The following is a 25,992-nucleotide window of genomic DNA, read 5'->3' as shown; positions in this document are numbered from 1 at the left end:
GGTAGCCGGCCTATCTCCTGCGGTTGTACCCAATCCAATTGTGGGAGCGAGCTTGCTCGCGATGGCGTCGGCTCAGCTTGCATCAATGCCAGCGCTACCCCTTGGCGTCAGGCGCCGCCATTCCCTTGTTTTCGAGATCATCCAACGCCCGCTCAACCAGCAACTGAACCCCATCGGCCATGCGACTGATCGCCAGGGCTACGCAGCGGCGTGAGTCGTCGACGTCGTCGGCCAGGTCGGCGGCGATGGTGCTGATGGAGAGCAGGTCTTCGGAGGCGTTGGCCAGCAGGGTTTCGGTGTCGATGTGGGGCGAGACGATGAAGAGCTGGTTTTTGTCGGGTTCGGGCGGGGAGGGTTGGGGGTTGAGGTAGTAGTCGAGGGCGCGGGTGGCGGCGTCTTCGAGCTTTTTTTCTTCCTGCGCTTGGACGCGGGATTTGTGGCCGCTTTGTGGCGGATTAGGAGTGACCTTGAACATAGATGTATCCCGATATGTATTTTAAAGAAAGCTGCCACCGTTCGTTGCACCGAATTAAGGTGGCAGCCGTGCGTAGGTGTGCAAGACCGGGCATATCGGACCCCGGCAGACCTTGAGAGTCTCCCACGCACAGCCGCCATAGCAGTTGCGCGCCGATATGTACCGGACTTGCACGTCCGTGTCACCGTTTTTTGCGATGACGAACAGAGGTTAGCCGCGCTTCAGAGGCCTGCCTAGTTCATGAACAGCCCAGCGTTTTGAAGGAAATGTCCGAGGATCCTGAAGGCCAACGAAAGCCGCAATCACCCGCCGCTAAAACGTGACTTAGCAGTCATCATGCAAGAAAAAACATTCATCTTCCGCTAAAGCGATCCGATGATGGCGTTCCGCCGAGGAATCGCTAAACTGCCCGCCATTCATCTTTTTCTCACGAGGCGGTGCCCATGAAATTTCGTTTTCTGCTGTGGATGCTGGGGTGGTTGATGGGCAAGGCCAGTCGAAGCAATCCGGCGTTCCAGCAACAGTTGGGCGATAAAGAGTTGGTGTTCCAACTGCAAACCCTGGACGGCAAAGTCGCCCGGCATTTCACCGTGAAAGACCAGCGCATCACCAGCCAGTCCGGCACCTACCCGACCCCGGCATTCTCCATCGCCTTCAAGGACGCCGCCTATGGCTTCGCCACGATGCAGGCCAAGAACAAGCAATTGGCATTCATGACGGGGATCCAGGACCAGTCGATTCAGATCAAGGGCAACCCGGCGCTGGTGATCTGGTTCCAGGGGCTGACCAAGTATTTGAAGCCGAGGAAGGCCAAGCCGAAGCCTTAATGAGGAATTACGCTCATTAAATGAATTTTTATTCCGATTAAAGAAATCGAACTGTTAACTCTGACAGGTGTGTAAGTGCTTGGTTTAGGTTTTCATTGGTTTGATGTCAATGTGGACATCATTTTTAGTGGAAGCAATGCCATGATTACTCCAAGCAAAAATTTAAAGCCAGGCACCCTTGATCCATCTTTTGGCACCGATGGAGTACTCCTCGTTCCGATACCGGAAATCAGCGCAAACAACGTGCCGGCGCTTTGCGCTCTTCCGGACAATAAGCTGCTTGCTATCATGCCGTTATTAGGAGTAAGGGCGCCGGTGGTGGTTGTTCGTTTAAATGAAGACGGGACACTCGATACCAATTTCGGTGATTCGGGAGCCGGTTACACTGAGCTACCTTTTATGTCAGGTGAGGCTTTGAGTGGTATTAATGCCCTTGCGGATGGAGGAGCTCTGGTTCGCTTTAGATACCCGGAAAATGGAAATGTATATAGCATAATAATAAAGTTGCGCTCGGACGGTACTTTCAATACCACCTTCGGAAATAACGGTGTGGTTAGGATTTTAGGCTGGAATCGTTCGCAACAAAGCGAAGGGGCTGGAAGCCTGCAAGTAAATGATGAACCATTAGGAAGAGCGCAGGGAGGAAGGCGGTACTCTGCGTTAGAAGATCCAGTCGGCAACATAGTTTTAATCGACGAGATTGATTTCTTTGGGCGAGCCAGGGTTGTGGTGAATCGCCTGAAGTCCGATGGTTCTTTTGATGAAAATTTTAATGGGGGCAGAGCAATTGTCGAACTTCCTGGCGTCGAATATCAGTGGCTTTTGCGCGGAGGATTCGCCGTTCAGTCGGATGGACGCGTGGTGGCAACTGGCGTATATGGCGATGATACGTATCGGGGGGCGTTTATAGTACGCTTTGATAATTCAGGTAGTCCGGATGCGGGCTTCAACAATGGTGCGCCAGTAGTAATTCCCACAAATGCCGACTCCAGGCTCGGCCATGTTGCAGTGAATATGAGGCAAGATGGGACTGAAAGAATAGTACTGGCGGGCTATGTTGCTAGTGGCGGGAATTACAGCGGCTTTATGGTGGTGCTCGACGGTGATGGGTATTACGATCCGCTATTTAACGAAGGACAACCGCTGTACTCTAAGTTTTCTTACGGGAGTTTTTGGTGGTCCAACTGCAATGCGCGTAATGATGGTTCAATAATCGCTGTCGGATTTGGGAGCAATGAGTTGCATGACGGTGGTACGCTGACCGCTTGTTATCGTGATGATGGCACTTTAGATTCGGAATTCAACGACGGGCAAGGCTTTGTTGTTTATGCTGGGCCTGACGGGTCTAGACCCCCGTCAGATATGGCAGACATGGATGATAGACGAATCGTTATAAGCGGTTCGGGCTTTGACAGAAATAACAATTGGGTCCTTCGCTATCTGGGTTAGTTATACGCGACGCGGGCTATGCTCCGTCAGAAAGACGGGCTTGAATGACATCCTTATCGCTCCTGTTCCCCTGCATGCCGCTAGGGGAACAGGAGCGCTCCGCTTCTGAAACGTGACGCGGAGCGTGGGAACGATCAAAAACAGATATCTCGTGGACGTCGTTCTAGTTCCCTGCGCGACAGCGCAGCGTCGAAGACGTGGCGGTGGCTCCCTCACCACAAGCTCATCGATCAGCCGGTGGTCAGTGGCTGAACTGCGAAGCCAGTTCGCGCAGCAGCGCTTCGGCTTCGAGCACTTTACTGACCACGTCATTGACCTTGTCCCGAGACAGCCCTATGCGCTCGAGCAGAGCATCGGGAATCTCCTCGTCCGGACCGGAACCGATCCCGCGCGAGCGCAGCAGGCGCACGGCCAGGCACACCAGGTTCGGGTAAGCCGCGTATTCGCCGTCATAGTGCGGGTCGTGCTGGAAGCGCAGGGCGGTGGCCAGTTCGTCGGGCATGTCCCAGTAGCGCATCAACCATGAGCCGATCTGCTCACGACTGATGCCGAGCAGGTGCTGTTCCACGTAGCTGTGGCACAGGTGCGGGTTGACTTCCAGGTGCCGGCAGATCAGCGAGAAGTGCGGTGGGAACACGTGGGCCAGTAGTAGGTAGCCGAAGTTATGCAACAGGCCGGACAAGTAGGTCAGGCCGCCTTCAGGGCGCTGGGCGCGCGGCATGGCGCGGGTCAGGCCTTCAATGACAGCAGCGGTATAGATCGACTGGTGCCAGTACGGGGTGGTGTGTTGCGGGTGGTCCTTGGGCAGGCTCAGGGTCTTGCCCAGGGCCAGGCCCAGCGCCAGGTTGATCACCAGGTCGAAGCCCAGCACCCGCACGATGGCGTCTTCCACCGAACGAATCTTGCCCGGCGAGGCGTAGTACGGCGACGCCGCCCAGCTCACCACTTGTGCGGCCAGGGCCGGGTCGGTTTCGACGACGCCGGTGATGTCATCGATGGTCGCGTCCGGGTCGACCCGCAGCTTGATGATTTTCTGGGCGGTTTCGGCCAGGGGCGGAATCTCGATGGTTTCTTCCAGCCGTTGCTGGATGCGCCGGGCGGTAAACGCCTGGACGGCCTGGGTGATTTCCGCGCGGTCGTCGTGCGGGCGGTCCAGGTTGGGGGTGATGTTGCTCACGGCTTCGCCGAACGTCGCGGCGCTGGCCTTGGTGAGCATGGTCTTGAAGGCCTCGCTGGTGACTTCCAGCAGCAGCCCCGGCTCGCCGGAGTTGATCAGCAGTTTCGGCTCGCGCAGCAGGCTTTCTTCGTACAGGCAGGGGGAGCTGGTCAGCGCGGGCAGGCCGGGCAGCAGACTCAGACTGTGTTTGCCGAGCATACGCTCCAGGCGGTCGGTAGGCACCGCCGTGAGTTTTCGCCCGGTGAGTTCGGCGAGGCGGTTGAGGTCCAGCAGCTGGCTTTGGGGAAACAGCACCATGAGCGCGCCAACGGCGTCGTGCAGCAGGACAGCTTGCACTTTGCGAGCAGGGTTCAAGCCCGACCGATCAAGCACTTCGTCAAAGGCGATGCCCAGTTTTTCGAGCAGCAGCCGAATAACAGACGGAGCGTGCGGGGATTCTGGGACGAGGGCAGCGTCAGTCATGGTCTGTATCCGTTTTCCTACAAGTTCAGCAGTATAACCAGCTTGCCGGGCAGGTGTGCCCGGAAACTGAGAGCATGCTCACACTTGGCCATATTGCTGTCCATGACGCAGCCAGCGATCCAGCAGCGGGCTAACGTGGTCGGGCCAGCGTTCCAGCAAAGCCTGGGCGGCGTCGCGTACGGCGGGGAGCAGATCGGCGTCGCGCATCAGGTCGGCTACCTTGAATTGAAGCAGACCGGTCTGGCGTGTGCCGAGCATTTCACCGGGGCCGCGCAGTTCGAGGTCTTTTTCGGCGATGACGAAGCCGTCGTTGGTTTCGCGCATGATGCCCAGCCGCTGGCGGCCGATCTGCGACAGCGGCGGGTGATACAGCAAGACGCAATGGCTGGCGGCGCTGCCCCGACCCACGCGCCCGCGCAACTGATGCAACTGCGCCAGGCCCAGCCGCTCGGGGTTCTCAATGATCATCAGGCTGGCATTAGGTACATCGACCCCGACCTCGATCACCGTGGTGGCGACCAGCAGCTGCAGGGCGCCGGCCTTGAACTCGGCCATGACCGCGGCTTTTTCGACGGGTTTCATGCGGCCGTGGATCAGCCCGACCTTCAACTCGCCGAGGGCGGCGGTGAGGTCTTCATAGGTGGTTTCGGCGGCCTGGCAGGTCAGCTCCTCCGACTCTTCGATCAGCGTGCACACCCAGTAGGCCTGCCGTCCTTCGGCACAGGCGCTGCGCACGCGCTCGATCACTTCCACTCGGCGGGTGTCGGTGACCAGCACGGTGTTGACCGGGGTGCGGCCGGGGGGCAGCTCGTCGAGGATCGAGGTGTCGAGGTCGGCGTAGGCGCTCATGGCCAGGGTCCGCGGGATCGGCGTGGCGGTCATGATCAATTGATGAGGACACATCCGTCCGCCCACGCCTTTCTGCCGCAGGGCCAGGCGCTGTTGCACGCCGAAGCGGTGCTGTTCGTCGATGATCGCCAGCGCCAGGTTCTTGAATTGCACTTCGTCCTGGAACAACGCGTGGGTGCCGACCACCATCGGTGCGCCTTCGGCGATCTGCGCCAGGGCAGCTATACGGTTCTTGCCCTTGAGCTTGCCGGCCAGCCAGGCAACTTCGATGCCCAAGGGTTCGAGCCAGCGCTTGAAGGTGATGAAATGCTGTTCGGCGAGGATCTCGGTAGGCGCCATCAGCGCTACTTGATACCCCGCTTCCAGGGCCTGGAGCGCGGCGAGGGCGGCGACCACGGTCTTGCCGGCGCCGACGTCGCCCTGGATCAGGCGCAGCATCGGCTCGGGCTGGCTCAGGTCGTAGGCAATTTCGTTGCCGACCCGCTGCTGGGCGCCGGTGGGCGCGAAGCCCAGGTTGGCCAGGTAACGGGCGGGCAGATCCTTGGCCTTGGGCATGGCCGGGGCGCGCAGGGAGCGCAGGCTTTCGCGCAGGCGTTGTTGCGACAGCTGATGGGTCAGCAGTTCTTCGAACGCCAGGCGGTGCTGGGCCCAGTGATGGCCGAGGGCAAGTTCGTCGACATCGGCATCGGCCGGCGGATGGTGCAGGTAGCGGATCGCATCGGCCAGCGGCGCCAGGTGGTAATCCCGGGCCAGTTCCGTGGGCAGCCAGTCGGGCAGGCTGCTGGGGCCCAGCAGGGTCAGGGTTTGCTGGCAGAGCTGGCGCAGGCGTTGTTGGGTCAGGCCTTCGGTGAGGGGATAGACCGGGGTCAGGGTTTCATCCACAGGCGGCGGCTCGTCGCCGGTGATGGCGCGGTATTCCGGATGATAGATCTCCAGCCCGGACGCCCCAGGCCGCGCTTCCCCGTAGCAGCGCACGCGGGTGCCACGCTTGAGGCTTTCCTTTTGTGCATTGCTGAAGTGATAGAAGCGCAGGCTGAGCCCGCCGGTGCCGTCCTGCAGGCGCACCACGAGGCTGCGACGGCGGCCCATGACTACGTCTGCGCCGCTGACGGTGCCTTCGATCACCGCGTCCTGCCCGGGACGCAAATGGCCGATGGGCACCACGCGGGTGCGATCCTGATAACGCAGCGGCAGGTGGAACAGCAGGTCCTGGAGGTTCTCCAGGCCAACCTTGGCCAGCTTCTCGGCCATGGCTTCACCGACACCCTTGAGTGTCGTGACCGGCACCTTCGACAGCTCAGTCATGACATCGGCTTACTTGGCAGTGGGCGGCTTGGCCACGGAACACAGGCGGATCGAGTCAGCGAGGATCTCGATGGCCTTGGGCCGCGGGAAGCTGGCGCGCCAGGCGATGGCCACGGTGCGGAACGGCACGGGCGGCGTCAGCGGGCGGACTTCGATCACGCCAGGGGCGTAGTGATGGCTGTCCACCGCCGACAGCGGCAGGATCGAAATGCCCAGGCCTGAGGCGACCATGTGGCGGATGGTCTCCAGGGAGCTGGATTCCACCGTGGTGTGCTTGGCGCCTTCGCTGCCCTTGGTCAGGGTCGGACAGGCTTCGAGCACCTGGTCGCGGAAGCAATGGCCTTCGCCGAGCAGCAGCAGGCTCTTGTCGTTGAGCAGGGCGGCGTCGATGGTTTTTTTCTGGGTCCAGGGGTGCTGGGCCGGCATCAGGACGTAGAACGGCTCGTCGTAGAGCGGCAGGGTCAGGACGTCGGCTTCGTTGAACGGCAGGGCGATGATGATCGCGTCCAGCTCGCCGTTGCGCAGTTTGTCACGCAGCACATGGGTGAAGTTTTCTTCGATGTACAACGGCATCTGCGGGGCAACCCGGTGCAATTGCGGAATCAGGTGCGGGAACAGGTACGGGCCGACGGTGTAGATCGCACCGACTTTCAACGGGGCGGTCAGCTGGTTCTTGCCGGCCTGAGCCAGTTCGCGGATGCCTTGGGCTTGTTCCAGGACTTTTTGCGCCTGGGCAACGATACCTTCGCCGACCGGGGTCAGGCGCACGGCGCTTTTGCTGCGCTCGAAAATCAGCACACCGAGCTCGTCTTCAAGCTTTTTCACACCCACCGACAGCGTCGGCTGGCTGACATGACAACGCTCGGCCGCATGGCCGAAATGCTGTTCTTGGGCGAGGGTGACGATGTAGCGTAATTCTGTGAGGGTCATAGCAAGCGTCCATGAAGTTGCGAGCCAAGCATACCGGCTGCAATCGATAGACGCACGTTATCAGAGTGGAGGCGCGGTGTGACACTGTCCAATGTCTGCTGGGTCGTTGCCGGGTATGAAAAAGGCATCTTTCGATGCCTTTCTGTCGGTTGTACTTATTGTGGCGAGGGAGCTTGCTCCCGCTGGGCCGCGAAGCGGCCCCAAAACCAGCGAATGCGCTGCATCAGGCAGATCGTGTTGATCGGGCCAGGGCCTGCTGCGCAGTCCAGCGGGAGCAAGCTCCCTCGCCACAGGATTCACCTGCTACCGAGTTGCCAGGTTCGGTCAGCGCCGACGCTTCTCGATGGAATACACAAACGGCGCCGTCAGTTCGATAGTGCCGTTAGTCAGCAGCTCCGCCGGTGGCTTGGGCAGCGGTTGGGCTTTGCGGATCATTTCCAAGGTGGCCCGGTCCAGCGAATCCGTACCGGAGCTGCCCACCAGTTCGAATGACAACACGTTGCCTTCGGCATCCACCACGAAGCGCAGGCGGTTCATGCCTTCCTTGTTCATCTGCTGGGCCCGGAGCGGGTACTTTTTGTACTTGCCCAGATGCGCCAGCAGCGTGCCCTGCCAATTGGCCTTGGCCGCCGATTGCGCTGGGGACGGGCCAGGGGCCGGTTGCGCGGATTTCTCGGTCGGTGCCGGGGTCGGCGGAGTGTCGCTGGGCTTTTTCTCCGACGGGGTTTCCTTCGGCGGCTCCGGCTTTTTCTCCACAGGCTTGGGTTTGGGCGGTTGTGGCTTTGGCTTGGGCTTGACCGGTTTGGGTATGGAAATCTCCGGCTTCTCTGCTTCGGCGAGTTTAGGCAACGGCAGTTCTTCCACCGGTTCAGGAGGCTGCGGCGGTGTGACGACTTTCGGCGGTGCAGGCGGTGGCGGGGCTGGAACCGGCGCCAGCTCGACCATCATGGCCTGGGGTGGCAATTCGATGGGTGGGCGTGACGTCCAGTTCAGCGCCAGCGCGATGGCGAGCGCATGCACGCCCAGCACCACGGCCAGGCTACCGCTGTAACGCGTCAGCTTTTGGCGCGTCGTGATCATTTCTTGGGCGCCGTCTCGAGTCCGACCAGGCCGACCTTCAAGTATCCGGCGCTGCGAAGGGCGTCCATCACGTTCATCAGGTCGCCGTAGTCCACGCCTTTATCGGCCTGGAAGAAGATCGTCGTGTCCTTCTTGCCTTGGGTCTTGGCGTCGAGGGTCGCGCCGAGGCTTTCGGTCTTGACCTCGTCTTCGCCCAGGAACAGGCGTTGGTCGGCCTTGACGCTCAGGAACACCGGTTTCTCCGGCCGTGGCGATGGCTTGGCCGTCGAGGCCGGGAGATCAACCTTGATGTCCACGGTGGCGAGCGGGGCGGCCACCATGAAGATGATCAGCAGCACCAGCATCACGTCGATGAACGGCGTGACGTTGATTTCGTGGTTCTCGGCCAGATCGTCGTCTGCGCCTTCTTTCAAATGCAGGCCCATGGCCGATTACCCCACTTTCACCATGTGCGGTTGCGAGCCGCGCTCGGGCGGCAGGTGGTCGAGGTCGCGGCTGACCAGCAGCAGGACTTCAGCCGAGGCGTCGGAGACCTGGGCCTTGTAGCCGGCAATGGAGCGGGCGAAGACGTTGTAGATGACCACGGCCGGGATCGCTGCCACCAGACCGAGTGCGGTCGCCAGCAGGGCTTCGGCGATGCCGGGGGCCACTACGGCGAGGTTGGTAGTCTGGGTCTTGGCGATGCCGATGAAGCTGTTCATGATGCCCCACACGGTGCCGAACAGGCCGACGAACGGCGCGGTGGAACCAATGGTGGCGAGCACGCCGGTGCCGCTGCTCATGTTGCGGCCACAGGCGGCAACCAGGCGTTCGAGGCGGAAGCTCACGCGCTCCTTGATGCCTTCCTTCTCACGGCTGTTGGCCGACAGGCGCATCTCTTCGAGCGCGTCGTGCACCAGCAGGTTGGCGAGGGTGCCTTCTTTCGCGGCGCTGGCGCTGGCTTCCTTGAGGGTGGTGGCTTTTTTCAGGGCGGCGATTTCACCGCGCAAGCGACGCTTGGCCCCCAGCAGCTCGAAGCCTTTGGCGATCCAGATGGTCCAGGTGATGATCGAGGCGATGGCCAGGCCGATCATGACAATCTTCACGATGATGTCGGCGTTCTGGTACATGCCCCATGGCGACAGGTCGTGGGCCATGCCCAAGGAGTTGTCGGCCTCGAGCACTTGCGGCGCGTCTGCGGCGCTGGCTTCGACGGGCTGGGCCGGGTCGGTGGCCACCGGCGTGGCAACGGGTGCGCCAGCGTCGGCAGGTGCCGGGGCCGTTGCGGCAGGGGCGGTGGCCGGTGTCGTGGCGGGCGTCTGTGCATCGGCGAACGCGACGACGGGCGCCAGCAGCAGGCTGAGCAGCAGGGCTGCCACTGCGCTCCAGGCGCGAGGTCGGTTGGTTGGCGAAGCGGAGGATAGAGAGCGTTTCATGCTGGCCGGACCTGAGAGAAAAAGAAGGTTGATGTTCTTCCAGGCCTCGTGGGCCGAGAACAAAAGTGGCGAGCATTATTGCAAGTAATTCTTGTTAACAAAAGTAATACAGTAACTTTTTTTCCTGCATTGCTAGCCGCTTGTCCCTTCCGAGGGCTAGTCTGCGCCTTTATCAGAGGAGATTTTAATGTCCGCGCCTTCTGTTTTGATCGCCGGCTGCGGTGATATCGGCGGCCGCCTGGCCAGCCAGTTATTGGCCGAACATTGGCAAGTCTATGGCTTGCGACGCACGGTTTCGCACCTGCCGGCCGGGGTTGCTGGGGTGGCGGGCGATTTGTTCAGCGAGCAATGTCCTGCCGATTGGCCCACCGGGTCGCTGGATTATCTGGTGTACAGCGCGGCCGCCACCGAGCATGACGAAGCGGGTTATCGAGCGGCTTACATAGAAGGGTTGCAGCATGTGTTGAGCTGGTTGAAGCAGCATGGGCAGCGGCCCAAGCGCCTGCTGTTTGTGTCCAGCAGTAGTGTGTATGGGCAGCAAGCGGGGGAATGGGTCGATGAAACCTCGCCCACCGTGGCCGGTGGCTACTCCGGCCGGCTGATGCTTGAAGCCGAGCAAGTGGCGCTGGACAGCGGCATCCCCGCCAGCCGCGTGCGCCTGACCGGCATCTACGGCCCGGGCCGCGAATGGCTGCTGAGCCAGGTGCGCCAGGGTTATAGCGTGGTGGAAGACCCGCCCCTGTACGCCAACCGCATCCACGCCGACGACGCGGCGGGCCTGCTGGCCTTCCTGCTGGAAGCCGATCGCCAGGGAAAGCCCTTGGAAGATTGCTACATCGGCGTCGACGACGCTCCCGCCGCGCTGGCCGAGGTGGTGGGCTGGCTTCGCGACTACCTGGGTGTCACCCAATGGGCCGAAAACGCCAGCGTCCGCCGGGCCGGCAGCAAGCGCTGCAGCAATGCCCGGGCAAAGGCGTTGGGCTGGACGCCGCGTTATCCGAGTTTTCGCGAGGGGTATGCGGCGATTCTGGAAGGGCGCTGCTGACTTCCTGACGCCTCAAAGCTCGCTCCCACAGGGGAATGGTTGCGAAGCTGAAACTTGTGCCTATCCGGATACCAATGTGGGAGCGAGCCTGCTCGCGATGACGGCAGGCCAGCCAACATCATCGGCACAGGTCCACCGCATTTCGCGAGCAAGCTCGCTCCCACAGGGGAATGGTTGCGAAGCTGGAACTTGGGCCTATCCGGATACCAATGTGGGAGCGAGCCTGCTCGCGATGACGGCAGGCCAGCCAACATCATCGGCACAGGTCCACCGCTATCGCGAGCAAGCTCGCTCCCACAGGGGAATGATTGCGAAGCTGGAACTTGGGCCTATCCGGATACCAATGTGGGAGCGAGCCTGCTCGCGATGACGGCAGGCCAGCCAACATCATCGGCACAGGTCCACCGCTATCGCGAGCAAGCTCGCTCCCACAGGGGAATGGTTGCGAAGCTGGAACTTGGGCCTATCCGGATACCAATGTGGGAGCGAGCCTGCTCGCGATGACGGCAGGCCAGCCAACATCATCGGCACAGGTCCACCGCATTTCGCGAGCAAGCTCGCTCCCACAGGGGGGTTATTGCTTTTCCAGCAGCCATTGCCGGGTACCCGGCGTGAACGATGGCATTTCATCGGCCAGCGCTGCGTTGACGGTCTGGAAAATTTCCAGCTTCTTGCCGTCGCGGGCAAAGATCCAGGTGTTGCCCTGGCCGTTCTGTTGCAGCCAGATGTTGTCGTTGCCGCCGCTCATGGAGGCGCAGTCGCCCGCCAGGCACAAGGCGTACCGATCGGCGCCCGGTAGGCCGCTGACCTGGCCGTCGGGTTGGAATTGCACGCTGGCGCCTTGGCCGGGGCCGCTGGCGATGTTCCAGGTGCCCCCTAGGTAGGCGGCATACAGCGCTCGCTCGAAACTGGCGCCGAGGGGCGCGCCTTCGGGCACCTGGCCTGACGCGCGGTCGAACATCTGCTGCGGTTCGTTCTCGGTGGCGGCCTGGCTCAGTTGGTTGCCGTCGCGCTTGAGTTCGCTGGCGGAGCTGCCGTAGAAATCGACTTTCCACGCGCCATCTTCTTCGCCCAGCAACTTGCCTTCGACATTTTCAAAGCCGTTGGTATAGCGCGCCTGGCCAGCCCGGGTGTTGACGTCCCATTCCAGGTTCGGGCCATAGCCCTGCAGCGCCTCGCGAAGCGGGCCGCCTTTGGCGGCAGCGTCGATGGCTGCCTGGTTGATCCAGGTGCCGCTGATGTCACGGTCGGCAGGGTCGCTGGCGCAGCCGCCCAAAAGCAGGGCGACCAGCGAGAAAGCAAGCGCTTTGCGCATGGTGGAATCCTTTCAGAACGAAAACGGCGCAGCGGGAGGGGGCTGCGCCGGCCTTATTACTCGATGACCAGGATGGCGTCCATCTCAACCTGCGCGCCCTTTGGCAGGGCTGCTACGCCAATGGCGGCGCGGGCAGGGTAAGGCTGGTCGAAGTACTTGCCCATGATCTCGTTGACCTTGGCGAAGTGGCTCAGGTCGGTGAGGAAGATGTTGAGCTTGACGATGTCCTTGAACGAACCGCCGGCAGCCTCGGCCACGGCCTTGAGGTTTTCGAACACCTGCACGGTCTGGGCTTCGAAGCCTTCCACCAGCTCCATGGTCTTCGGGTCCAACGGGATCTGGCCCGACATGTACACGGTGTTGCCCGCCTTGATGGCCTGGGAATAAGTGCCGATGGCGGCTGGGGCCTTGTCGCTGGTGATAACGGTTTTGGTCATGAATGACTCCTTGTAATGGGTGGGCCTGTTTGCGCAGCTATGCGCGCATCCGGGTGATGCGGATAACGCCAGTCAGGGCACGCAGTTTCTTGATCACGCGGGCCAGGTGCACGCGGTCGTGCACGCTGACCACCAGTTGGACCACGCTGATGCGGCCATCGCGTTCGTCCATGCTGATTTTCTCGATATTGCCGTCGGCGGCGTTGACGCTGCTGGCCAGCAGGGCAATCAAGCCACGCTGGTGTTCCAGCTCGACCCGCAGTTCGACGTTGAATTCGCCGGTGACATCCTTGGCCCAGGAGAGCTGGATGCATTTTTCCGGGTTATGACGGATTTCGCTGATGTTGCGGCAGTTGTCCAGGTGCACCACCATCCCCTTGCCGGCGGACAGGTGGCCGACAATCGGGTCGCCCGGGATAGGTGTGCAACACTTGGCATAGCTGAGCACCAGGCCTTCGGTACCGCGAATCGCCAGAGGGCCTTCAGGACTTGGCAGCTGTTCGCCTTCACCCAGCAGGCGACGGGCGACGACGTAGGCCATGCGGTTGCCCAGGCCGATGTCCTCGAGCAGATCCTCGATCAGTTCGAGGCGGTACTCGTTGAGCATCAGTTGCACACGCTCGGCCGGAATCTTGTCCAGGGAGCTGTCGAACCCGTTCAGCACCTTGTTCAGCAGGCGTTCGCCCAGGCTGATGGATTCGGAGCGGCGCTGCAGCTTCAAGGCGTGACGGATGTGCGTACGGGCCTTGCCGGTGACCACGAAATTAAGCCACGCCGGATTCGGTCGGGCGCCGGGGGCACTGACGATTTCCACGGTGGAGCCGCTTTGCAGCGGTTCGGACAACGGCGCCAGGCGGCGGTTGATCCGGCACGCGATGCAACTGTTGCCGACGTCGGTGTGCACGGCGTAGGCAAAGTCCACGGCCGTGGAGCCCTTGGGCAGCTCCATGATCCGGCCCTTGGGCGTGAAGACGTAGACCTCGTCCGGGAACAAGTCGATCTTGACGCTTTCGATGAATTCCAGGGAGTTGCCGGCCCGCTGCTGCATTTCCAGCACACCCTTGACCCATTGTCGGGCCCGGGCGTGGGTGTTCTTGGGTTGTTCGTCGCCGCTGGATTTGTAGAGCCAGTGGGCGGCGATGCCGTTGTTGGCCATCTCTTCCATTTCACGGGTACGGATCTGGATTTCGATCGGTACGCCGTGCATGCCGAACAGCGTGGTGTGCAGCGACTGATAGCCGTTGGCCTTGGGAATCGCGATGTAATCCTTGAAACGCCCCGGCAACGGTTTGTACAAATTATGCACAGCACCCAGCACGCGGTAGCAGGTATCGACCTTGTCGACGATGATCCGGAACGCATAGACGTCCATGATCTCGTTGAAGGCTCGACGCTTGCCGCGCATTTTCTTGTAGATGCCGTAGAGGTGTTTCTGCCGGCCGCTGACTTCGCCTTCGATGCCGTCGATAGCCAGGCAGTGGCTCAGGGACTCTTCGATCTTGTTGACGATTTCCTTGCGGTTGCCCCGGGCGCGCTTGACGGCCTGGTTGATCCGCGCCGAACGCATCGGGTGCATGGCCTTGAAGCCGAGGTCTTCGAACTCGATACGAATCGCGTGCATGCCCAGGCGATTGGCGATGGGCGCGTAGATCTCCAGGGTTTCCTTGGCGATGCGCCGACGCTTTTCGCCGGAGAGTACTTCCAGGGTGCGCATGTTGTGCAGGCGGTCGGCAAGCTTGACCAGGATCACGCGGATGTCGCGCGCCATGGCCATGGCCATTTTCTGGAAGTTTTCGGCCTGGGCCTCGGCCTTGGTCTCGAAGTTCATCTGGGTCAGTTTGCTGACCCCGTCGACCAGTTCGGCCACGGTTTCGCCGAACTGCGCTTGCAGCGCTTCCTTGGCAATGCCGGTGTCTTCGATCACGTCATGCAGCATCGCCGCCATCAGGCTCTGATGGTCCATGTGCATGTCGGCAAGAATGTTCGCCACCGCAAGCGGGTGCGTGACGTACGCCTCGCCACTGCGGCGGCGTTGGCCGTCGTGGGCTTGTTCGGCGTAGAAATAGGCTCGGCGGACCAGATTGACCTGGTCCTTGCCGAGGTAGGCCGATAAGCGATCGGCGAGGGCGTCTATGCTCGGCATGATAATGACTCCTGCCGTTTGCTGTGACCCCGCGCCGTGCTACGTCGACCAGGCATAGGCTTAGACCGCCTCGTTGGACTCGTCCTCGAACGCTGCGAACAGCGGTTCGTCTTCAACGATTTCAGCGTTGGCGATGAACTCGTAGCTCATCAGGCCTTCGGCGATTTCACGCAGCGCTACTACGGTAGGCTTGTCGTTTTCCCACTGGACCAATGGCTCTTTGCCGCCGGTGGCCAGTTGACGGGCACGCTTGGTAGAGAGCATGACCAGCTCAAAGCGGTTTTCCACGTGTTCTAGGCAGTCTTCAACGGTTACGCGGGCCATGGTATTCCTCGGAGCGAATGCAATATGCGCGCTGCCCGGTTGGGCGAGCGGACTCGACAGTTTAAAAAAACACCAGCGTTTAGGGAAGCGCTGATTTTTTAACCAAACCCCTCGGCGCGCTGCGAGTACCAATGTAAAGCCGTCGCAGCGGTTTTGGGAAGGGCTGTTCAGCCCAACAATTCGGCCAATAATTTACCGAAACGTTGCTGCTGGCGTTTCTGCTGCAGCTGACTGGCGCGGAAAATCGCCTTCAGATCGTCCAGTGCGTGGGCGAAATCGTCATTGATGATCAGGTAATCGTAGTCGACGTAGTGGCTCATTTCGCTGACCGCTTCGCGCATCCGGCCTTCGATGATGTCGTCGCTGTCCTGGCCTCGGTTGGTCAGGCGCTGGCGCAAGGCCTGTTGGCTCGGCGGCAGAATAAAGATCGAGCGGGCCTGGGGCATCAGCTTGCGCACCTGCTCGGCACCTTGCCAGTCGATTTCCAGGATCAGGTCATGGCCTTCGTCCAGGGTCTGCTGCAGGTAGCTTTGCGAAGTGCCATAAAGGTTGCCGAAGACCTCGGCGCGCTCCAGGAAGTCGCCGTGTTCGGCCATCCTCACGAACTCTTCGCGGTCGACGAAGTGATAGTTCACGCCATTTACTTCGCCCGGGCGCATGGCGCGGGTGGTGTGCGAGACCGAGACGCGGATCTGCGGCTCGGCATCGATCAGCGCCTTGACCAGGCTGGTCTTGCCCGCGCCCGAGGGTGCGGAAATGATGTAGAGAGTGCCGGTGCTGTGGGTCATGTCGTTAGCCTTACTCAATGTTTTGCACTTGTTCGCGCATTTGCTCGATCAACACCTTGAGGTTGACCGCAGCCTGGGTACTGCGCGGATCGAAGGCTTTGGAGCCCAGTGTATTGGCTTCGCGGTTGAGCTCCTGCATCAGGAAGTCCAGGCGGCGACCGGCCGCACCGCCGGACTTGAGCACCCGGCGGACTTCGATGATGTGGGTGCTCAGGCGATCCAGTTCTTCGGCCACGTCGCTCTTTTGCGCGAGCATGACCATTTCCTGTTCCAGGCGCTGCGGGTCCAGTTCGGCCTTCATGTCGGCGAAGCGGTCGAGCACTTTCTGGCGCTGGGTGGCGAGCATCTGCGGGACCAGCTCGCGCAGGGTGCTGACGTCTTCTTCAATGGAGGTCAGGCGCTCGTTGATCAGCCGGGCCAATTCCGCGCCTTCACGCTCGCGGCCGGCCTTGAGCTCCTTGAGCCCTTCGTTGAACAGTGCCATTGCCTCGGCGTTCAGCGCTTGCGGGTCGCTGGCATCGCCCACCAGCACACCCGGCCAGGCCAGGACTTCCAGCGGATTCAGGGCGGCGGGGTTTTTGATCAGGCTGGCGACGGTTTCGGCGGCGGCCACCAGTTGCGCGGCGCGCTCGCGGTCCACCTGGAGTGTCTTGCCGGCGCTTTCCTCGGTGAAGCGCAGGGTGCATTCCAGCTTGCCTCGGGACAGCCCCTGGCGCAGGGCTTCGCGCACGCCACCCTCAAGGTCGCGAAAGGATTCGGGCAGGCGCAGGTGCGGCTCCAGGTAGCGGCTGTTGACCGAGCGCAGTTCCCAGCTCAGCGTGCCTTGGGCCCCGGCTTTTTCGACGCGGGCGAAGGCGGTCATGCTGTGCACCATGGAGGTTCCTCGCAATGAGGCGGCCATGACCGGCGGTCATGGAGCCTGATATCTGTGAATAAAAGCCCAAGGGCAGCAAAGGCGCAGGATTGTAGCGCAGTGAGACGCATGCCCCAAACGCGCATGCGACAAAGCGCTGCAGCCTGTCGGCCGGGGCGTTGAGCGTCTTCGCTCGCAACGGCTTTTTAGAACTGCGCTACGTTTAACTGCCCTATGACGATTCACGGCTCTATAATGCTCGACAGTTTTCCGTCCTCCGTACAGGTGTTCCCTATGAAACGTCCAAGTGGTCGCGCTGCCGATCAGCTCCGCTCGATCCGCATTACCCGCAACTACACCAAACACGCCGAGGGATCTGTACTGGTCGAATTCGGTGATACCAAAGTCATCTGCACAGTCAGCGTCGAAAACGGTGTGCCACGCTTCCTCAAGGGCCAGGGCCAAGGCTGGTTGACCGCCGAATACGGCATGCTGCCGCGCGCCACCGGTGAGCGGAACCAGCGCGAAGCCAGCCGTGGCAAGCAGGGCGGCCGGACCCTGGAGATCCAGCGCCTGATCGGCCGTTCGCTGCGGGCCGCACTGGACATGTCCAAGCTGGGCGACGTGACCTTGTATGTCGATTGCGACGTGATCCAGGCCGATGGCGGCACGCGTACCGCGTCGATCACCGGCGCCATGGTCGCGCTGGTCGATGCCTTGAAAGTGATCAAGAAGCGTGGCGGCCTCAAGGGCGGCGATCCGCTCAAGCAGATGATCGCCGCGGTGTCGGTAGGCATTTACCAGGGCGAGCCGGTGCTGGACCTGGACTACCTGGAAGACTCCGCCGCGGAGACCGACTTGAACGTGGTCATGACCAGCGCTGGCGGCTTCATTGAAGTCCAGGGCACTGCTGAAGGCGCGCCGTTCCAGCCGGAAGAATTGAACGCTATGCTGGAGTTGGCGAAGAAAGGCATGAACGAGATTTTCGAACTGCAAAAGGCCGCATTGGCTGACTGATTGTTTCGCGCTTCAGGCAAGGAGAATGTCATGAGTGATGAACAAGTCCTACTGCCCCAGCCCAGCAAGGAGGCGCGTCAATGGGCGATGTTCTGTCACCTGTCCGCCTTGCTGGGGATCTGGATTCCGTTCGGCACGCTGATCGGGCCGCTGGTGCTCTGGCAGCTCAAGCGCGAATCCGACCCGTTCATCGATGCCCAGGGCAAGGAAGCGCTGAATTTCCAGATCACCGTGGCGATTGCCTCGGCGATCAGCCTGCTGCTGATGGTCGTGGTGATTGGCTTCTTCCTGTTCGGCCTGGTGGCTATCGGTGCGTTGGTGCTGACCATTATCGGTGGGGTGAAGGCCAATGAAGGGCAGCCGTACCGGTATCCGTTTACCTGGCGATTGGTCAAGTAACGGAAGAGGTTGGCAACCCGGTTTGAACTAATCCCCCGTGCGCCACGACTCAAACAAATGCCCCGACTTGTCGGGGCATTTGTTTTTTATTTGTCGGATAAATGTTTCGAACTATGTGTGTATCGCTCATACACGTCCAGTCACAACTAAACAGTCCCAATACAGCCTATGTTCTTGGCAATGAGACTTGCCGATTGATAAGGTTGCGCCAAGTTATATTTATCTAGAAATATTTCGATATATTCAGACCAGTGAAGGTCATTGAATCACACAACCAATCAGCGTTGAGACAATCAACCTGTTCAAGAGGCGTGTCCAGGTAAACAGTTCGCTTCTGAATATAGGCCGCAAGAATAAACCCGATGGTTCAACTCGATTTTTACGGAACACTGGTAGCCGCTTCCTTAGTACTTTTGTTGGGGCGCAGACTTGTCGCGCGTGTCGGTTTCCTCCGCGCTTATAATATTCCCGAACCCGTAGCGGGCGGCTTGGTAGTTGCCTTGGTTCTCCTCGCCTTGCGATTCCTTGATATTGAGGTGCGATTCGATACGTCCCTGCAGACACCCTTGATGTTGGCGTTTTTTGCCACCATTGGCTTGAGTGCAGACTTTGCCAGCTTGAAGAAAGGCGGGCGTGTAGTGGGGGTTTTCCTGCTGGCGGTCGTCGGGCTTTTGGTGGTCCAGAATGCCCTGGGCATCGGGCTTGCAACGATGTTGGGGCTCGATCCGCTGATGGGCCTGTTGACAGGCTCGATCACCTTGTCCGGCGGGCATGGTACGGGGGCCGCGTGGGGAACGATGTTCAGTGAGAAGTTCGGTCTGGCTTCCGCTTCCGAACTTGCGATGGCCTCTGCGACGTTTGGCCTGGTATTGGGCGGCCTGATTGGAGGGCCGGTGGCTCGTCTGCTCGTCAAGCGTGTCCAGATACCGGGGCTGGAGCAAGAAAGACCGCGGCTGCCGAAGGGTTTTGAGCAGCCGAACAAAGAGCGTTCGATCACGCCATTTTCGTTTATCGAAACACTCGCCCTGATCGCGGTCAGCTTACTGGCAGGTACTTTGCTGAATGGCATTCTCCATGAAACAGCCTTTGAGTTGCCGACCTTCGTTTGCGTCTTGTTTGTAGGTGTTGTTTTGCGCAATGGCCTTTCGGCGCTTGGCTTGTATCAGGTGTTTGAGCGTGAAGTTTCCGTGCTGGGGAATGTCAGTTTGTCGCTGTTCCTGGCAATTGCCCTGATGTCGCTCAAGCTATGGGACCTGGCTGCACTGGCGTTGCCGATCTTCATCATCTTGGCTGTGCAAGCACTCGGTATGGCATTGTTTGCGATTTTTGTGACATTCAGAATGATGGGGCGTAACTACGACGCGGCAGTACTGGCGGCAGGTCATTGCGGTTTTGGACTGGGCGCCACACCAACGGCCATCGCTAACATGCAAGCGGTGACACAGCGCTACGGACCTTCGCAAATGGCGTTCCTGGTGGTGCCGATGGTGGGTGCCTTCTTCATCGACATCATTAATGTCATCGTGATCAAGTTGTACCTTGCCCTGCCGTTTTTTGCTGCTGCTTGAGGTTCAGCGTTTGTGTGAGTGACACCGGTCTAAAAAGAAAATGCCCGTATCTTTCGATACGGGCATTTTCTTTAGCGGGTCGACTCGACTGCTTTCGCAGCCCGACCCATACCACGAAGGACATTCAGATGGTCAGCGTCCAGTCGTAATCGACGATCAGCGGTGCGTGTTGCGAGAACCGTGGCTGGCGCGGCAAGCGGGCGCTGCGTACGAAGCGGCGCAAGCCGGGCGTCAGCAACTGATAGTCGAAGCGCCAGCCGAGGTTGAGCATCTCGGCCTGTTCATTGTCTGGCCACCAGCTGTACTGATCGCCTTCACGGCTGACTTCCCGCAGGGCGTCGACATAACCCATGTTGCCAATGATCTCGTCCATCCAGGCCCGTTCCGGCGCCAGGAATCCCGGGGATTGTTGGCTGTCGCGCCAGTTCTTGATATCCAGCTTCTGCTGCGCCACGTACAGCGAGCCACAATAAATGTACTCGCGACGTTTGCGCCGCTGTTTATCCAGATAACGGGCGAAGTCGTCCATTAGCTTGAATTTCTGATTCAAATCTTCATCGCCGTTCTGCCCCGAAGGGAGCAGTAAGGTCGCGATGCTGACCTTGTCAAAATCGGCTTGCAGGTAGCGCCCGTAGCGGTCCGCCGTCTCGAAACCGAGACCGTTGATGACAGCCTTCGGTTGCAGCCGCGAGTACAAAGCCACGCCACCCTGGGCGGGGACTTCGGCATCGCATGCATAAAGGAAGTAACCATCCAGTTGGAAGGCTGCATCGTCCAGTTCAAAGGCGGAGGCGCGGGTGTCCTGCAGGCAGATGACGTCGGCATTCTGTGCTTGCAGCCAACTGAGCAAACCTCGCTCCACTGCAGCCTGAATACCATTGACGTTCACACTGATGATCCGCATAAATGGCCCCAAAAATCACGTGCGTGTATGATACACGGCGTGTACCTATTTAGCTAAATCCGTGGTATTTGGGGCTTTTTTCATGCAAGCGTATCAGCGCGATTTCATTCGTTTTGCCATCGATCGCGGCGTTTTGCGCTTCGGTGAGTTCACCCTCAAGTCCGGTCGCACCAGCCCGTACTTCTTCAATGCCGGCCTGTTCAACAGCGGTTCCGCCCTGGCGCAGCTGGGCCGTTTCTATGCGGCGGCCATCGTCGAGAGCGGCATTGCGTTTGATGTGTTGTTTGGCCCAGCCTACAAAGGCATCCCATTGGCCGCCACCACCGCCGTCGCCTTGGCCGAACACCACGGCCGCGACCTGCCCTGGTGTTTCAACCGCAAGGAAGCCAAGGCCCATGGCGAAGGCGGCAGCCTGGTGGGCGCACCGCTGACCGGTGAAGTGCTGATCATCGACGACGTGATCACCGCCGGCACTGCCATCCGCGAAGTGATGCAGATCATCGCTTCCCAGGAAGGCGCCAAGGCGGCCGGCGTGCTGATCGCCCTGAACCGTCAGGAGCGCGGCAACGGTGAGTTGTCGGCGATCCAGGAAGTGGAGCGCGACTTTGGCATTCCGGTGATCAGCATCGTGTCGCTGAACCAGGTCCTGGAGTTTTTGGCCGACGATCCGCAGCTCAAGCAGCATTTGCCGGCGGTTGAGGCTTATCGGGCGCAGTTTGGTGTCTGAAGGCTTTTGATTCCTGTGGCGAGGGAGCTTGCTCCCGCTCGGTTGCGTAGCGACCGCAAGAATGTTGGGGCCGCTGCGCGGCCCAGCGGGAGCAAGCTCCCTCGCCACAAGAACATCATCTGAATAAGTGGTGTAAAAAAAAGGCCCCGCTCAACTTGGTTGAGCGGGGCCTTTTTTATGAGTGTCGCTTATGGACGCTTGCGATTACTGATCAACGTCCCCACGCCGGTATCGGTGAAGATCTCCAGCAGGATCGCGTTCGGTACCCGACCGTCGATGATCAGCGAGCTGCCGACGCCGCCCTGTACCGCTTCCAGCGCGCAGCGAATCTTCGGCAGCATGCCGCCGTAGATGGTGCCGTCGGCGATCAGCTCATCGACCTGTTGCGTCGACAGCCCGGTCAGGACCTTGCCCGACTTGTCCATCAGGCCGGCGATGTTGGTCAGCAGCATCAGCTTTTCGGCTTTCAGTGCTTCGGCCACCTTGCCGGCCACCAGGTCGGCGTTGATGTTGTACGACTCACCGTTGGCGCCCACGCCGATGGGCGCGATCACCGGGATGAAGTCGCCCTTGACCAGCAGGTTCAGCAGGTCGGTGTTGATGCCAACCACTTCGCCCACGTGACCGATGTCGATGATTTCCGGTTGGGTCATCTCCGGCGTCTGGCGGGTGACGGTGAGTTTCTTCGCCCGGATCAACTCGGCATCCTTGCCTGTCAGGCCAATGGCGCTGCCGCCATGGCGGTTGATCAGGTTGACGATGTCCTTGTTGACCTGGCCGCCGAGGACCATCTCCACCACATCCATGGTCTGCGCGTCGGTGACACGCATGCCGTCGATGAAGTGGCTCTCGATGGACAGGCGCTTGAGCAGGTCACCGATCTGCGGGCCGCCGCCATGCACCACCACCGGGTTGATGCCCACGGCCTTCATCAGCACGATGTCGCGGGCGAAGCCGGTTTTCAGCTCCTCGCTTTCCATCGCGTTGCCGCCGTATTTGATCACCAGGGTCTTGCCGACGTAGCGTCGGATATAAGGCAACGCTTCGGACAGGACCTTGGCGGTATTGGCTGCGGCTTCGCGTTCGAGGGTCATTCAGGGCTCCGGTGATTCAAAAATCAAAACGGTAGTTGGAGATCGGGTGCAACACGTTTGAGTTGGGTGTGGAACACGTCCTTGATGCGCTGCAGTTCGGCTTCGTTGTCAGCCTCGAAACGCAGGACCAGCACCGGTGTGGTGTTGGACGCGCGGACCAGGCCCCAGCCTTGTGGGTAGTCGACCCGCACACCGTCGATGGTGGTCAGTTCGGCCCCTTCGCCCCACTGGGCGTCGTGCAGTGCATCAATGATGCTGAATTTGCTCTCTTCGGTCACATGGATATTGATTTCTGGCGTAGAAATATCGTTCGGGAAGGTCGCGAACAGCTCTTCGGCGCTGGATTTTTCCTTGCTGAGGATTTCCAGCAGGCGCGCGGCGCTGTAGATACCGTCGTCGAAACCGAACCAGCGCTCCTTGAAGAAGATGTGCCCGCTCATCTCGCCGGCCAGCAGGGCGCCGCTTTGCTTCATCTTTTTCTTGATCAGCGAATGACCGGTTTTCCACATCAGCGGACGGCCGCCGTATTCCTTGATCAACGGCACCAGGCGACGGGTGCACTTAACGTCGAAGATGATTTCCGCGTTCGGATTGCGCGCCACTACGTCGCGAGCGAACAGCATCAGCAGGCGGTCCGGGAATACGACACTGCCGGTATTGGTCACCACGCCCACGCGGTCGCCGTCACCGTCGAAGGCCAGGCCCAGGTCGGCGTTGGTTTCCTTGACCTTGGCGATCAGGTCTTGCAGGTTTTCCAGCTTGCCCGGGTCCGGGTGGTGGTTGGGGAAATTGCCGTCCACGTCGCAGAACAGCGGAATGACTTCGCAGTTCAGGGCTTCGATCAGTTGTGGGGCGATCACACCGGCCGCGCCGTTGCCGCAGTCGACCACTACTTTCAGGCGACGGGCGAGTTTCACGTCTTTGACGATTTCGTCGTTGTAGCGCTCAAGGATATCGACCTGGGTCACGCTGCCCTGGCCGCTGCTCAGATCGTTGGTCTTGAGGCGGGTGTGCAGGGCCTGGATCTGCTCGTTGGCGAGGGTGTCGCCAGCGATGACGATCTTGAAGCCGTTGTAGTTCGACGGGTTGTGGCTGCCGGTGAGCATCACGCCGGATTTACCGGCCAGCACGTTGGCGGCGTAGTACAGCGCCGGGGTCGGCACCAGGCCCACGTCGCTGACGTGGCAGCCACTGTCGGCAACGCCTTTGATCAACTGCTCGACCAATTCCGGGCCCGACAAGCGGCCATCGCGGCCGACGGACACGTTCGGTTCGCCCTGGGCCAGGCTCTGGGAGCCGATGGCGCGGCCGATCCAGTAGGCGGTTTCGGCGGTGAGGGTTTCCGGTACCACACCACGGATGTCGTAGGCGCGGAAGATGCTGTCAGGGAAGATCGGGGCGATTGCAGCTGGGGTGTTCATGGGCGGGGCGCTCTATCAGGAAAGTGACTGGACAGGCCGACGGCGAGCGTCGGCAGGCTCAAGCTGAAGGGTATGACGGCGTTTTTGACAGAGAGTTCGCGGTGGGAAAGTGCCATGAGACAGCGTTACCTTGAACACATTAGCCTAATACGTTGATTCCGGATGGGAAAACCTTGCCCAGAGCCCTTTCGCATTTATCGTCCTGAAACAGAAGCTTAACAAACGAGCCGGGCAGAACGCCCGGCTTGAAACAGCAGGATCAGTGGCTGCCCGAATGCCCGAAACCGCCGGCGCCGCGCTGGCTTTCGTCGAATTCTTCCACCAGTTCGAAGTGAGCCTGGACCACCGGCACCAATACCAATTGGGCGATGCGCTCGCCCACCGCGATGTTGAACGCGGTTTGACCGCGGTTCCAGCACGAAACCATCAGCTCGCCCTGGTAATCGGAGTCGATCAGCCCTACCAGGTTGCCCAGCACGATGCCGTGCTTATGGCCCAGTCCGGAGCGCGGCAGGATCAGTGCGGCCAAGCCAGGGTCGCCGATGTACACCGACAGGCCGGTAGGGATCAGCAAGGTCTGCCCCGGTTCGAGGATCGTGTCCTGCTTGAGCATTGCCCGCAGGTCGAGGCCGGCGGAGCCCGGGGTGGCGTATTGCGGCAGCGGGAATTCGTTGCCGATGCGTGGATCGAGAATCTTGGCTTGTAAGGCGTGCATGAAAATTAAACCTGGTTCAGACGTTCGGCGATAAAGGTGACCAGCTGGCGGGCAATCTTGCTCTTGCTGGTCTGGGCGAAAAGTGTGGCGTGCAACTGGCGGTCGATCACGCTGCAGGCGTTTTCTTCGCTGTTGAAGCCGATGCTCGGGTTGGCGACGTCGTTGGCGACGATCAAGTCCAGATTCTTGTCCTTGAGTTTGCGTGCGGCGTAATCGAGCAGGTGTTCGGTCTCGGCGGCGAAGCCGACACTGAAGGGCCGGTCAGGGCGAGTGGCGATGGTGGCGAGGATATCCGGGTTGCGCACCATTTGTAGTAGCAGGCCGTCGCCGCTTGTAGGGTCTTTCTTCAATTTTTGCGGGGCGACGACTTCGGGGCGGTAATCCGCTACCGCCGCCGAGGCGATGAAAAGATCGCACGGGATGGCTGCTTCGCAGGCCGCGAGCATGTCCCGGGCGCTGACCACGTCGATGCGGGTGACCCGGTCCGGGGTCGGCAAGTGCACGGGGCCGGTGATCAGCGTCACCCTGGCGCCAGCTTCCACCGCGGCTTCGGCCAGGGCAAAACCCATTTTCCCGGAGCTGTGGTTGGTGATGTAGCGCACCGGGTCGATGTTTTCCTGGGTCGGTCCGGCGGTGATCAGCACGTGTTTGCCGGTCAGGGCCTGGCGCTGGAAGCAGTCGGCGGCGCACTGAGCCAGGTCAGTGGCTTCAAGCATGCGGCCCATGCCGACATCGCCGCAAGCCTGGCTGCCGGAGGCCGGGCCGAAGACTTTCAGGTCACGGCTTTCGAGCAGTTGCAGGTTGGCCTGGGTGGCCGGATCGCGCCACATCGCCTGGTTCATGGCCGGGGCGACGGCGACCACGGCGTCGGTGGCGAGCACCAGGGTGGTCAGCAAATCATCGGCGATGCCTTGGGCCAGGCGGGCGATCAGGTCGGCCGTGGCTGGGGCGATGAGCACCAGGTCGGCCCATTTGGCCAGCTCGATATGGCCCATGGCGGCTTCGGCCGCCGGATCGAGCAAATCCAGGTGAACCGGGTGCCCGGACAGGGCCTGCATGGTCAGCGGGGTGATGAACTCACTGCCGCCGCGGGTCATGACGACCCGCACTTCTGCGCCCTGGTCGATGAGTCGGCGAACCAGCTCGGCGCTCTTGTAGGCGGCAATGCCGCCGCCGACGCCCAGAACGATGCGTTTCCGATACAGCCGCTGCATAGGCCTGCCTTTCGATTTCAGTGGTCAGTGCAAGGCGAACCCCTTGGCAGCAGCTGCCA

At 60.6% G+C, this 25,992-nt stretch carries 24 protein-coding genes and 1 pseudogene; 7 read left to right on the top strand and 18 right to left on the bottom strand.

The genetic code is table 11. The features are described from left to right. Positions 1-94: 94 nt before the first annotated feature. Positions 95-475: a DUF6124 family protein gene (locus tag QNH97_RS28045; protein ID WP_283554823.1), complete on the bottom strand. Its 381-nt coding sequence runs from the start codon at positions 473-475 to the stop codon at positions 95-97. 443 nt (positions 476-918) lie between these two features. Here QNH97_RS28045 and QNH97_RS28040 point away from each other — a divergent pair, with 443 nt between their 5' ends. Together QNH97_RS28040 and QNH97_RS28035 are read left to right on the top strand one after the other, a co-directional pair. Then, entirely contained in the window at positions 919-1,302 is a 384-nt protein-coding gene (locus QNH97_RS28040; protein ID WP_283554822.1) for a helicase, read from the top strand. Positions 1,303-1,377: 75 nt separating this feature from the next. Then, a complete protein-coding gene (locus QNH97_RS28035) occupies positions 1,378-2,751 on the top strand; it encodes an NHL repeat-containing protein (RefSeq protein WP_283554821.1) in 1,374 nt (457 codons plus the stop codon). A 241-nt stretch (positions 2,752-2,992) separates the two neighbouring features. On the opposite strand, the gene QNH97_RS28030 is transcribed toward QNH97_RS28035, so the two are convergent. The 6 genes from QNH97_RS28030 to exbB all read right to left on the bottom strand — a co-directional run bounded on the left by QNH97_RS28030 (position 2,993) and on the right by exbB (position 9,969). After that, positions 2,993-4,390, bottom strand: coding sequence for an aminoacyl-tRNA deacylase and HDOD domain-containing protein (locus QNH97_RS28030; RefSeq protein ID WP_283554820.1), 1,398 nt, complete (start codon positions 4,388-4,390; stop codon positions 2,993-2,995). 78 nt (positions 4,391-4,468) lie between these two features. After that, entirely contained in the window at positions 4,469-6,544 is a 2,076-nt protein-coding gene (gene recG / locus QNH97_RS28025) for an ATP-dependent DNA helicase RecG (RefSeq protein WP_283554819.1), read from the bottom strand. Between the two features lie 9 nt (positions 6,545-6,553). Next, on the bottom strand, positions 6,554-7,474 hold the full coding sequence (locus QNH97_RS28020; RefSeq protein WP_053213108.1) for a hydrogen peroxide-inducible genes activator: 921 nt from the start codon (positions 7,472-7,474) through the stop codon (positions 6,554-6,556). 324 nt (positions 7,475-7,798) lie between these two features. Then, positions 7,799-8,554, bottom strand: coding sequence for an energy transducer TonB family protein (locus QNH97_RS28015; RefSeq protein ID WP_283554818.1), 756 nt, complete (start codon positions 8,552-8,554; stop codon positions 7,799-7,801). Beyond that, positions 8,551-8,979: a TonB system transport protein ExbD gene (gene exbD, locus QNH97_RS28010; protein WP_283554817.1), complete on the bottom strand. Its 429-nt coding sequence runs from the start codon at positions 8,977-8,979 to the stop codon at positions 8,551-8,553. Before exbD ends, QNH97_RS28015 begins: the two co-directional genes overlap by 4 nt. Positions 8,980-8,985: 6 nt before the next feature. Then, a complete protein-coding gene (gene exbB / locus QNH97_RS28005) occupies positions 8,986-9,969 on the bottom strand; it encodes a tonB-system energizer ExbB (RefSeq protein ID WP_283554816.1) in 984 nt (327 codons plus the stop codon). A gap of 187 nt (positions 9,970-10,156) precedes the next feature. Here exbB and QNH97_RS28000 point away from each other — a divergent pair, with 187 nt between their 5' ends. Beyond that, a complete protein-coding gene (locus tag QNH97_RS28000) occupies positions 10,157-11,014 on the top strand; it encodes an SDR family oxidoreductase (protein WP_283554815.1) in 858 nt (285 codons plus the stop codon). A gap of 574 nt (positions 11,015-11,588) precedes the next feature. Here QNH97_RS28000 and QNH97_RS27995 read toward each other — a convergent pair. The 6 genes from QNH97_RS27995 to QNH97_RS27970 all read right to left on the bottom strand — a co-directional run bounded on the left by QNH97_RS27995 (position 11,589) and on the right by QNH97_RS27970 (position 16,895). Beyond that, a complete protein-coding gene (locus QNH97_RS27995) occupies positions 11,589-12,329 on the bottom strand; it encodes a hypothetical protein (RefSeq protein WP_283554814.1) in 741 nt (246 codons plus the stop codon). Between the two features lie 56 nt (positions 12,330-12,385). Continuing rightward, a complete protein-coding gene (gene ridA / locus QNH97_RS27990; protein WP_014340863.1) occupies positions 12,386-12,766 on the bottom strand; it encodes a deaminase RidA in 381 nt (126 codons plus the stop codon). 37 nt (positions 12,767-12,803) lie between these two features. Further along, positions 12,804-14,909: a bifunctional GTP diphosphokinase/guanosine-3',5'-bis pyrophosphate 3'-pyrophosphohydrolase gene (gene spoT / locus QNH97_RS27985; RefSeq protein WP_283554813.1), complete on the bottom strand. Its 2,106-nt coding sequence runs from the start codon at positions 14,907-14,909 to the stop codon at positions 12,804-12,806. A 60-nt stretch (positions 14,910-14,969) separates the two neighbouring features. After that, positions 14,970-15,233: a DNA-directed RNA polymerase subunit omega gene (gene rpoZ / locus QNH97_RS27980; RefSeq protein WP_003177259.1), complete on the bottom strand. Its 264-nt coding sequence runs from the start codon at positions 15,231-15,233 to the stop codon at positions 14,970-14,972. Between the two features lie 167 nt (positions 15,234-15,400). Next, complete coding sequence (gene gmk / locus QNH97_RS27975) at positions 15,401-16,021, bottom strand: guanylate kinase (protein ID WP_123343525.1); 621 nt, start codon at positions 16,019-16,021, stop codon at positions 15,401-15,403. Between the two features lie 10 nt (positions 16,022-16,031). Beyond that, a complete protein-coding gene (locus QNH97_RS27970) occupies positions 16,032-16,895 on the bottom strand; it encodes a YicC/YloC family endoribonuclease (protein ID WP_283554812.1) in 864 nt (287 codons plus the stop codon). Positions 16,896-17,168: 273 nt separating this feature from the next. Between QNH97_RS27970 and rph the strand changes: the two genes are divergently transcribed. From rph to gltS, 3 genes are all read left to right on the top strand, one after another. Continuing rightward, complete coding sequence (gene rph, locus QNH97_RS27965; protein WP_283554811.1) at positions 17,169-17,891, top strand: ribonuclease PH; 723 nt, start codon at positions 17,169-17,171, stop codon at positions 17,889-17,891. Positions 17,892-17,921: 30 nt separating this feature from the next. Continuing rightward, a complete protein-coding gene (locus QNH97_RS27960) occupies positions 17,922-18,290 on the top strand; it encodes a DUF4870 domain-containing protein (RefSeq protein ID WP_025216135.1) in 369 nt (122 codons plus the stop codon). A 362-nt stretch (positions 18,291-18,652) separates the two neighbouring features. Then, complete coding sequence (gene gltS / locus QNH97_RS27955; RefSeq protein WP_283554810.1) at positions 18,653-19,858, top strand: sodium/glutamate symporter; 1,206 nt, start codon at positions 18,653-18,655, stop codon at positions 19,856-19,858. A gap of 124 nt (positions 19,859-19,982) precedes the next feature. Here gltS and crc read toward each other — a convergent pair whose 3' ends face one another. Further along, positions 19,983-20,762, bottom strand: coding sequence for a catabolite repression control protein Crc (gene crc / locus QNH97_RS27950; RefSeq protein ID WP_013694557.1), 780 nt, complete (start codon positions 20,760-20,762; stop codon positions 19,983-19,985). 82 nt (positions 20,763-20,844) lie between these two features. Between crc and pyrE the strand changes: the two genes are divergently transcribed. Then, entirely contained in the window at positions 20,845-21,489 is a 645-nt protein-coding gene (gene pyrE, locus QNH97_RS27945) for an orotate phosphoribosyltransferase (protein ID WP_283554809.1), read from the top strand. 188 nt (positions 21,490-21,677) lie between these two features. On the opposite strand, the gene argB is transcribed toward pyrE, so the two are convergent. From argB to coaBC, 4 genes and pseudogenes are all read right to left on the bottom strand, one after another. Next, complete coding sequence (gene argB, locus QNH97_RS27940) at positions 21,678-22,583, bottom strand: acetylglutamate kinase (protein WP_230152175.1); 906 nt, start codon at positions 22,581-22,583, stop codon at positions 21,678-21,680. A 23-nt stretch (positions 22,584-22,606) separates the two neighbouring features. Continuing rightward, positions 22,607-24,010 (bottom strand): annotated as a pseudogene (locus QNH97_RS27935) (phosphomannomutase/phosphoglucomutase); the annotation flags it as partial. Positions 24,011-24,263: 253 nt separating this feature from the next. Continuing rightward, positions 24,264-24,719, bottom strand: coding sequence for a dUTP diphosphatase (gene dut / locus QNH97_RS27930; RefSeq protein WP_003206867.1), 456 nt, complete (start codon positions 24,717-24,719; stop codon positions 24,264-24,266). Positions 24,720-24,724: 5 nt separating this feature from the next. Continuing rightward, entirely contained in the window at positions 24,725-25,933 is a 1,209-nt protein-coding gene (gene coaBC / locus QNH97_RS27925; protein ID WP_025216131.1) for a bifunctional phosphopantothenoylcysteine decarboxylase/phosphopantothenate--cysteine ligase CoaBC, read from the bottom strand. Positions 25,934-25,992 lie beyond the last annotated feature (59 nt).

Origin of the sequence: Pseudomonas sp. G2-4, assembly GCF_030064125.1 — a bacterium.
Lineage (GTDB): Bacteria > Pseudomonadota > Gammaproteobacteria > Pseudomonadales > Pseudomonadaceae > Aquipseudomonas.
This window is presented reverse-complemented; position numbering and strand designations above follow the sequence as displayed.